General features: G+C 62.1%; 1 protein-coding gene. It reads left to right on the top strand.

What is annotated here, in order from left to right; all coding sequences use genetic code 11:
• Positions 1–376 precede the first annotated feature (376 nt).
• Entirely contained in the window at positions 377–1,891 is a 1,515-nt protein-coding gene (locus QMX83_RS21290) for an acetyl-CoA hydrolase/transferase family protein (RefSeq protein WP_282298617.1), read from the top strand.
• Positions 1,892–1,981 lie beyond the last annotated feature (90 nt).

Raw genomic sequence — 1,981 nt, 5'->3', positions numbered from 1 at the left:
GCCACGCCCTGCGTGGCTGGGGTGCCGGATTCGCGCGGTTACGGTCGATACGCGCGATGACGGTGGGTCGAAGCCACGCAGGGCGTGGCTCTACGGATGTGTCATGTCCATGCCAGATTTTGGAAATAAAAAAGCCCGCTTGCAGCGAACTGCCAGCGGGCTCTGCTCCCTCCCCCACGTCGGGATGCAGGGCGATGATCTAGGCTCCTGAAACAAGTTGCACGCTGCACTGCAAAACAATACTGGTGGGTACAGAAGCTTTCTGGAAGCTGAATACGGCCGGTTATTTGCTGTATTCGGTATAGCACCTTGGTCGAACGTCGGGGGGTGTCGGCAATGGCCGATAATGAAGGTCCCCTACACAGCTGCTGTTGCCATGTCTGTTGATCGCATTGCCAACGCGCGTCTGCGCGACCGGGTGGTTTCTGCCGAAGCTGCCGCTGCACTGATTCAGCCAGGTGAAACCGTTGCCATGAGTGGCTTTACCGGTTCGGGTTATCCGAAAGCGGTGCCGGTGGCGCTGGCCGAGCGTATTGAAGCCTTCCACGCGCAGAACCAGCCCTTCCAGATCAGCCTGATGACGGGCGCTTCGACCGCGCCGGAACTGGACGGCGCGCTGGCCAAGGCCGATGGCATCGCCATGCGCATGCCGTTCCAGAGCGACCCGGATGCGCGCAACCGCATCAACGAGGGCAAGCTGGATTACATCGACATCCACCTGAGCCACGTGGCCCAGCATGTGTGGTTCGGTTTCTACGGCGATATCGACACGGCGGTGGTGGAGGTTTCGGCCATTCGTGAAGACGGTTCGCTGGTGCCGTCCACGTCGGTGGGCAACAACAAGACCTGGCTAGACCTGGCCAAGAAGGTGATTGTCGAGGTCAACGAATGGCAGCCTGCCGGTGTGGACGGCATGCACGACATCTACTACGGCACGGCGCTGCCCCCGTACCGCAAGCCGATTCCGCTGGTGCATGCCAACGACCGCATCGGTGACACGGCGCTGCGCTGCGACCCGGACAAGATCGTGGCGGTGGTGCGCACCAACGGCCCGGACCGCAACAGCCCGTTCAGCCCGATTGATGCGACCAGCGAGATGATCGCCGGGCACCTGATCGAGTTCCTGAAGCACGAAGTGGCGCGTGGCCGCCTGCCGGCGAACCTGCTGCCGCTGCAGAGCGGCGTGGGCAACATTCCCAATGCGGTGCTGGCGGGCCTGGGCAAGAGCGGCTTCCGCGACCTGAGCGCGTTCACCGAGGTGATCCAGGACGGCATGCTCGACCTGCTGCGCGACGGCGTGCTGAGCTACGCATCGTGCACGGGGTTCGCACTGAGCCCGCAGGCCAATGAGACGTTCAAGGAAAACATCGACTTCTACCGCGAGCGCATCATCATGCGCACGCAGGAGATCTCCAATCATCCGGAACTGGTGCGCCGCCTGGGCTGCATCGGCATGAACGGCATGATTGAAGCGGACATCTACGGCAACGTGAATTCCACCCACGTGATGGGCACGCGGATCATGAACGGCATTGGCGGTTCGGGTGATTTTGCGCGTAACGGGTTCCTTTCGGCGTTCCTGAGTCCTTCGACGGCGAAGAACGGAACGATCTCGGCGATTGTGCCGATGGTGAGCCATGTGGATCACACCGAGCACGATGTGTCGGTGATCGTGACCGAGCAGGGCCTGGCGGATCTGCGTGGTTTGACCCCGCGCAAGCGTGCGCGCGTGGTTATTGATAACTGCGTGCACCCGGAGTTCCGGGATCAGATCAATGATTACTTCGAGCGTGCCAGCCGTGAGAGTTACGGCAAGCACACGCCGCATTTGTTGCCGGAGGCGTTGTCGTGGCACCAGCGGTGGTTGGATACGGGGACGATGAAGGGGTAGTTCAACCCCGAACGTGACGTAGTCCCGGTAGCGGCCGGCCGGGGGCGGCCCCCCCCGCGCGTGAAACCCCGGGCGGATAATCAACATGCC

The organism is Stenotrophomonas sp. PS02289, from assembly GCF_029960115.1.
Lineage (GTDB): Bacteria > Pseudomonadota > Gammaproteobacteria > Xanthomonadales > Xanthomonadaceae > Stenotrophomonas.
The sequence above is the reverse complement of the archived record's forward strand: the minus strand, read 5'-3'. Positions and strand labels throughout refer to the sequence as shown.